Below are 7,000 nucleotides of genomic sequence, written 5' to 3'. Positions count from 1 at the left end.
TCTGTTGGGCGGATTAATCGCGTACTGCTTGAGGGATAAAAAGCCCAGTCTAGATCTAACAGCTCAAGAGTTTGAGCTGTTAGAGAGTAATTGCTTAGTTCTGGCTTAACCAGATCTCAGGTTAATTGGTAAGTCGTTAGTGGCGATGAGTCAATAAATGCTAGTCAAAGCACAAAGCCAACCCTCTTGTTGGCTTTACTGATCCCCTCTCTATGAAGTAGCACCTAATTGGTGCATTTTGGTTCGTACGCCTCTTTTTCTGCACAGGTTTGGTGCATAAAAGCATGAGCGATGGTGTCTCTCACTAGTCGTATTCACTAGCAAAATGTTCTGAGGCTAGTGATGCTGTTTATTCTTATGCTGAATCACAGCATAGCATTCGTTTTGAGCGTCTATGGAATGGGCTTTGCATTATAAGCCTGAATAATCAAATACATGGACAGTAATTTTTATGCAGCTAACAACAGAAGAACAACATTGGCTTCCTTGGTTGGGAAAAACCGGTAAATGGGCGATGCGTAAAGCCTGTTTTTTGAACCGCAGTCGAATCTCAACTCTTGAGCAAACCTTTGAGAATATTGCGAATACTCGTGTGAATATATTAACCACGTGGGCGAATAATCAATGGTCTTTTTTACAAGATGCCGCCTTATATCTATCGGCTAAAGGTGAGCTGGAATATCACGAGACTTTGCAACGTTTGCTGAAACGCTCGAGCGATTTTTCGGAGTTATTTGTGGTCTCTCCGCAAGGTGTTGTGGTGAACTCGACTTACATACAACAAAATGGACGTTCAGTTCCTTCGCTAGAAGCGTTACAGATGGGGTTGAAGAAGCCGTTTTTACATGGCCCTTATATTGATAAATTAACGCTATCGATTGGCCCTTCTAGTTCCTCGTTTCATGATGAAGTGACACTGATGTTTTACCAGCCCTTGATTCACCATGGAGAAGTTATTGGGTGTCTTTGTGGGCGAGTTCCCAATGACGTGGTGGGGGATTTAATCCAACGAGAAGCTGGGCATATTTACAGCGAATCGGGGGACAACTATCTGTTTATGGTGGAACCGAAGTTTGATCGCTCGATTCGAGCTGGAACGGCGCTGTCTCGCTCGCGCTTTGAAGATAACCGCTTTTCCCATGGAGAGAACCTTAAGGAGGGGATTCATACTCAGTGGGGGACGGTAAAAATTCAGCGTCATACGGAATTTGAGATTATGTTTACGGATCCTGCGACGCAGCAGCTTCATCCCGGTGTACGAGAAACCATTAAGCGAGGTTCGAATTTATTCGTTGAGTATCCGGGTTATTCTGATTATCGGCATATTCCCGTAATTGGTAAAGGGGTGACCTTTGTGATGCCCGGTTCACTTGACCGTTGGGGGATGATGTGTGAGTCAGATTTGGAAGAAGTTTATCGACACCGTTCTTTATCGCTCAAATTAGATCAACAATTCACCTTAAGTATTTTTGCACCGTTATTACTGCCTTTTTTGATTAGTTACCTTTACCCCTTAGCTGAGTGGCAATTGTTGTTACTGTCTATGTTAATGGGATCGATCGCGGTTGCTCTGTTTCATGGATTAACTGCGAAACAGATCGCCCAACATTTATCCAGTATGACCCAGGTCATGCAAGTACTGGCAGAAGGGGATGGAAACTTGACTCGACGCCTTAGTACTGAACATTTTAAAGCCGATGAAACGGGAGATTTAGGGCGATGGACAAACAGCTTTATTGATAGTTTAGAAGAGATAGTGAACGATTTGGTTTTTGCGAGTAAGGAAGTGCAAAATGTATCTGAATCGATGTTAAAACGTAGTCAGATACTTCTTTCTACGAGTGACACCACGGCCAATTCAATCACCGAGATGCTCTCTTTAGCACAAATCCAAAGCCAAGAAATCGTCCATGCACACGATACCGCAACAGATATGAATCAACTTATGCAACAAGCGGTAGAAGTGGCACAGCAGGAATATCAAAAAGCCGCAGAGAGTGCGCAAGACATTAAAAATATTGTTCAGTCTTCAGCGCAAACGGTCAATGAAGTAAACAGTGAAATGCAAAAAATCGGTGGCATTGTTGGGCTGATTACGGAAATTACCGCACAAACAAATTTGCTAGCGTTGAATGCTGCTATTGAGGCTGCACGAGCGGGTGAGCATGGGCGTGGTTTTTCTGTGGTCGCGGATGAGGTTCGGGTATTGGCCAATAAAACCTCACAAGCAGCTAATAATATTGGCGAGTTGATGGAAGCATTGCATCAGCAATCTGCACGAGCGGTTCGTTATATGCAAGAGGGGATCACGAATGTAGAAAATAACACCCAAGTGATTGATGATTCTAGCCGGAGTGAGCATCTACAAGCTTCTGTCACCGGGTTATTTTCCTTAATTCAGGAATTGGCTCGTAATAGTGAGGAGCACCGACAAACGGCAGATGCGGCACAGTCAACGGTGGTCGAACTACAGGAAGCGTCAGCCCAACTAGCACGTCGTACGACCTTGATGCAAAACTCATTACACCGTTTAAATCAATTGGTTGGTCGCTTTGAAATCAGTCAATCTGCCTGAGGTTTTATGCATAATGTTGTACAATGTTTATTCATGACTCGGTAGTTTGTGCACTAAATGTGCGATCGAAGTCATTTTTAACAGTATTGCATTTATAAAAACCAAGCAGTTAGGCATTATGAACTTTTCTTTTCAAGGATGAGTTGCTGTATGCCTACCTGTTTGAGTTCGCGTAGAGTCACAATCGGCGTTGTTATGCCCATGCTTAGTGGCTTCTATATGGGAGAAATTAGTGCCACATTCCGCCAGTTAGCGGAACAAGAAGGCGTCAATCTTATTATTATTCGCTCTGGTGATAGCCGTGATTTTTCGTTGCCTATTGCATTGCACCAAATGGATGCTTTGGTCGTAGTGCTGCATGCGGCAGCAAACACCTATGTGGAAGCCGCGACTCGGTTGGATATTCCTGTTATCTCGATGGGGGCAAGCTATTCTCCTTTGCCCGTTGAACAGTTTTCTAGTTTGCAAAGCAGTGGCGTTGAGCAGCTATATCAGTGGCTGGTTTCATTAGGCCATCAATACATTGGTTTTTGTGGCGATCTTTTTGTCACAGATATTCGCTCTCGATTCAATGCCTTTAAGCAATGTGTTGAACGCTATCATCATCGAACATTTGATACCTCTCAGCTGTTTAGTGTGGAAAATTGCCAATTGGCGGGGGGCAGGCAAGCGGCGGAAGAGTGGTTAACACTATCGTCTAACCGTTGTACGGCAGTTATCTGTGCGACCGATCAAAATGCGCTGGGCATGATAGAGCAACTTAAGTTACATAATATTGATATTCCAAATGATCTCGCTGTCGTGGGAATTGATAATATCTTCTCTGGTTGCCGAATTTCACCACCGTTAACCACGGTTGATCAGCAGTTAGAACAGCTAACCCGTGCTGTTTTTCAACGAGCGTTAGAGCGTATTGCCGGAGTCGGACTTAGCCGGGAAGTGTCATATATTGAGCAAAGCTTAGTGATTCGCCAGTCATGTGGGTCTTCACCGTTAGATAAATCATTAGAACTTGACCGAGAAACTGTTCGCCATGCTTTACTTTATGAAGCGCTACATTCTCCTTCAGAGCTGTTTGATAACCTTTATTCTTTAGCTAAAGGGGGCTTTCAGTCTATTCTTGATGCACAAACGCTGTATCAGTGCCAATTGAAAAGAGCAGAGCTGCACCGTTATGAGCAGTATCGGTTGACTTCCCAGCGCAGTTTAATCAGCAGTGATGAGTTGAAGCAACAAGAAAGCGATCCGCAAGATGTGCGAAACCTACCGTATTTGGAGGCAAAAGAAGCCAGTGTGATCACCCTTTTACCAGTGAACCGAGGGGAGCAAGGGGATTGGGATGTGGTCACTGTGGTTGAAAAACAGAGTTGCGAGCGTAGTATCGCTCAATCGGCGATGTTCTATAACTATTTAGATATTTTATCGCTATTTATTGAGCGAGATGCACTGATTGAAACCAGCCAGCAGCGGCATAAAAAATCACAGCAATTACTGCAGCAGCTTAAAGTTGTCTCCAGCAGCTCAAATGATGGTATTTGGGAGTGGGATCTGCAGCAACAGAGACTTTACTGGAATGGCCGGCTAAGTGTCATGTTGCGTTTTACTCAGTCTAATCAGTCCGGCGTGATTGATCCTCAGTTGTTCCTTAATCGAATTCATCCTGAAGATATTGTGGCGTTTGAGCAAATGATCCAAGAACATTTAAACACAATGAGCCCATTCAAAATGACACTACGATTATCACGTGATGATGGGCATTATATTTGGGTTCAGATGAATGGCTCTGCGATCCGTAATCATCATGGCCTGCCCGTACGTATTGTTGGTTCGATGATTGATATTACCGAACAGCAGGAGTCGGCCGATAAAATCCACCAAATGGCTTATTTTGATGGACTGACGGGCATCGCCAACCGGCGTAAAGTTATGGAAGTGATCGAAAAACACATTAAGGAGCAGCCTGAACAGCCAAGAGCAGTGATGATGATGGATCTCAACCGCTTTAAGATGATTAATGATACGTTTGGCCATCAAGTGGGGGATGCTTTACTGCGTCATGTGGCTGAAGCTTTGACCAAGTCATTGCGTTCTCAAGATTTGATCGGGCGCTTTGGTGGTGATGAGTTTGTCTTTTTCTGCGATGTTGTTAATGCACACCAAGCTTCTGAGCTGGCTTTGCGGCTATTGCGTGCAGTGGAAAAACCGATGTGTTATCAAAATATTGAGTTGGTTAGCCAAGCCAGTATTGGGGTGGCATTTTATCCAAGCCAAGGGATTAATGCCGATGAGCTGATTAAAAATGCCGATATTGCGATGTATCGCGCGAAGCAAATGGGTGGTGGTAAGGTGATGCATTACGAGAAAAAAATGCATCAACCTTTCGAGAGCCATTTACAAACCGAACATTTACTAAGCAAAGCCATTGAACAAGGTGAAATAAAAGTTCACTACCAGCCGCTGTATGATAACCGCAGTAAACAGATCTGTTCTGTCGAAGCTCTGGCAAGATGGTCGTCACCGACCTTAGGCGTGGTTCCGCCGAACCAATTTATTGCGGTGGCAGAGAACAGTTTTTTAATGATGAAACTGGGTGATTGCATCATTGATCGGGTATGCCAAGATGTCGTTTCATCCCCATGGTTGCGTAGTTTACACCATATTTCAGTCAATATTAGTGCTCGTCAGTTGGTACATAGCCACTTTACTCGGCATCTTTTGGATAAAATTAATGCTTATCGATTGCCCCCTTCTCTCTTCTGCTTAGAAATCACTGAAACAGCTGCGATTTCGGATAAAGAAATGAGTTATCGAACATTAAGAGAGTTGCAAAGTGCTGGCTTTAGTTTGTCATTGGATGATTTTGGTACAGGGTTTTCTTCTTTATCTCTTTTGAAAGGGTTGCCTATTAAAGAGGTAAAAATTGATCGATCGTTCATTAATGATATTAGTGAAAAACCGTCAAACTTAGCTTTTATCAAAGGGCTGGTGAGCATGGTGCAAAGCCTTGGTTTTCGAGTGGTGGCTGAAGGGGTTGAAACCCTGCTTCAAATGGAAGTGTTAAGCGAATTGGATATCGACATTATCCAAGGTTTTTATTTTTCTAAGCCTAAAAGCCTCGCAGAATTAGAAGCTGAAGTGAACAAAGAGCAAGTGTCGGAAACATAAGAGGAGACGGTGTCTCCTCTTACCGCTTCATTGGATATTAACAAGCCGGTTCGCTATGGTTATCTGCTAAGTTATGGGGGGTGGTTAAGTCCCGTAACCAGAGCCGAGTACGATAGCGCCGCCAACAGAGCGTTAATTTGATGATCTCTTCTACCAGCATCATCATATACACTTGTTCAAAAGAGTAATGCATGACAAATGCGGCAATGGCGGTGAGAGGTAAACCAAAGAGCCACATAGCGATGAAATCCATCTTCAAGCAAAACGTATTTTCGCCCCCAGCTCTCAGTATCCCATTGATGATGACCATATTGAGCATCTTCAAACTGATCGCAATGCTTAAAATTGTCATCGCGGGTTGGGATAATGGGAGAAATAACTCAGAGTCTAAGTTTAATCCCTGTAATAGCCATGGCTGAACGAGCAGTAATAATGAACAACTCCCACTAAACGCTGCGCGTTTTGAAGGAGTTTCAAAAAGAAAGCCTAAGCTACCTTTTTAGGCTGGTTCCCAGCCTGAATACCTAACGCCCAGTTTAAGTTAACTTGCGCACTGGCTACATCGCGGGGCTTCTCACAACCACATTCGCATGAGTGCCAGCGGTCTGCTAAGGATTTCTTCTTCTTAGCTCCGCAGTCTGGACAGGTTTGACTTGGCTTAACTTGCTTTGTTGGTACTTCAACAAATTCGCTACTAGCTTCTTCCGCTTTGTATCGCAGCAAATTAAGAGTCATGGCTGGCGCGGTGTTCAGAATTTCCCGATTCAGACCAGCCTTTTGTTTCACCATGTTTCCGTTTTTCTCGACAGTACCTTTGGCACTGCGAGTCATGTTCTTAACGGTGAGTTTTTCGGTGGCGATCAATGCCGCCACTTCAACTAATTTTGCAGTTTCTTTATGAGTAAAATCGAGTCTTTGACGGGCGATTTTCTGGTGGAGTTTGGCAATTTGATGCTTTAATTTTCGCTGGGTGCGAGTGCCTTTTTTCGCTAACGCGAGGTCACGTTGTAAAGAGGTTAATCGCTCTTTGCTGTTTCTGAGGTAACGGGGGTTTTCGACTTGCTCAAAATTACCATCCTGATCGATAGTCGAAAAGTAATGAGAAACACCCCAATCCAAGCCAACAGCTTTAGGTGAGCTTACGAGAAGATAGTGTACATAGGTATTAAGAAGCGGCTCTGGCCGAAAGCCAGAGCCTGTTTTGATTAGATATTGGACTGATAATTCCAGGGCAAGAACTGTTGTGGATTAGCCTTAACT

The 7,000-nt window shown here is 43.9% G+C and carries 4 protein-coding genes; 2 read left to right on the top strand and 2 right to left on the bottom strand.

The genetic code is table 11. The features are described from left to right. Positions 1-451: 451 nt before the first annotated feature. Positions 452-2,575 (top strand): methyl-accepting chemotaxis protein, encoded by a 2,124-nt coding sequence (locus FKN93_RS16655; RefSeq protein ID WP_001177657.1) that lies wholly within the window; start codon positions 452-454, stop codon positions 2,573-2,575. A gap of 150 nt (positions 2,576-2,725) precedes the next feature. Continuing rightward, positions 2,726-5,740 carry an EAL domain-containing protein gene (locus tag FKN93_RS16650; RefSeq protein ID WP_258011864.1) on the top strand — a complete coding sequence of 1,005 codons (3,015 nt, stop codon included), beginning with the start codon at positions 2,726-2,728 and terminating at the stop codon, positions 5,738-5,740. A 37-nt stretch (positions 5,741-5,777) separates the two neighbouring features. On the opposite strand, the gene FKN93_RS16645 is transcribed toward FKN93_RS16650, so the two are convergent. Next, a complete protein-coding gene (locus FKN93_RS16645) occupies positions 5,778-5,978 on the bottom strand; it encodes a hypothetical protein (protein WP_000266180.1) in 201 nt (66 codons plus the stop codon). 248 nt (positions 5,979-6,226) lie between these two features. Further along, the gene (locus FKN93_RS16640; RefSeq protein ID WP_346009397.1) at positions 6,227-6,946 is read right to left on the bottom strand and encodes a transposase; all 720 of its coding nucleotides are present in this window, start codon (positions 6,944-6,946) and stop codon (positions 6,227-6,229) included. Between the last annotated feature and the right edge of the window lie 54 nt (positions 6,947-7,000).

It is taken from the genome of Vibrio sp. A8-1 (assembly GCF_013048685.1).
Lineage (GTDB): Bacteria > Pseudomonadota > Gammaproteobacteria > Enterobacterales > Vibrionaceae > Vibrio > Vibrio metschnikovii.
Note: the sequence above shows the minus strand (reverse complement) of the source record. Positions and strands in the feature narration are given on the sequence as shown.